This is a genomic window from Enterobacter cloacae complex sp. 2024EL-00214, assembly GCF_043945575.1.
Classification (GTDB): domain Bacteria; phylum Pseudomonadota; class Gammaproteobacteria; order Enterobacterales; family Enterobacteriaceae; genus Enterobacter; species Enterobacter cloacae_P.
On record NZ_JBIMRC010000061.1, the window covers coordinates 1 to 779 of the forward strand.

Here is a 779-nt window from a genome sequence, read left to right on the forward strand (position 1 = left end):
ACCACCGTTTCCGTGTGATTGTTGTTCACCGTCGTCGTCCGGTCATGCAGCACTTCCGTCGTCATGTCCTTTTGCGCGTGCATGTACAGCTCTTCCTGACCCGTCGCATCCTCAAACCGCAGCTCATTAAATCCGTCGCCCTTGTACGTCTTTGAGCGTATCGTCATCTGCGTCTTTGTCCCCGGCAGGCTCCCCGGCGAGCGGTTATCCTGGTGGTACGTCCGTCCCATGATGACGGGCTGGTCCGGGTCGCCATTCAGGAAGTCCACGATAACCTCCTGGCCCACGCGGGGGATGGCAAGATTCCCGAACCCCGTTCCCGCCCAGGCCTGCGATACGCGCACCCAGCAAGAACTGTCCTCATTCCCCGGACAGTAACGGTCCCAGTGAAAACGTATCCGCACCCGGCCATGTTCATCACAAAAGATTTCTTCTCCCGCCGGGCCGGTGACGATGGCACTCTGGGGACCGTCCACGGAGGGTTTTGCCTGGGGAGGAACGCGGCATGTTCTGTCGGCAGGGATGACGTCAAAGTGGTTTTCCAGCGTGGTGCCTTCGCCCGGACTGCCGTGCAGCGCCTGCGGCTGGTTGCCGGTGAGGGTACTGCTTACCACCTGCCATTCCCGGTTCAGCGTCTCCGACGGGTGTCCCGTAAGCCGGAAGCGTTTTCCCGGGCACAATTCAGGGGAGTTACTGATGCAGGTTGCCGTTTCTGTATCATGTCGCCAGCCCTCCATCTGGTAACGCGCAAAGGCCTCTCCGTGCGCTTCGTCCTTGAA

1 protein-coding gene is annotated in these 779 nt (G+C 60.3%); it reads right to left on the reverse strand.

The window, feature by feature from the left end; genetic code table 11:
- Nucleotides 1-779: type VI secretion system tip protein TssI/VgrG (gene tssI / locus ACHHZ6_RS24730; RefSeq protein WP_395123184.1), on the reverse strand; the 779-nt coding region annotated here is incomplete at both ends.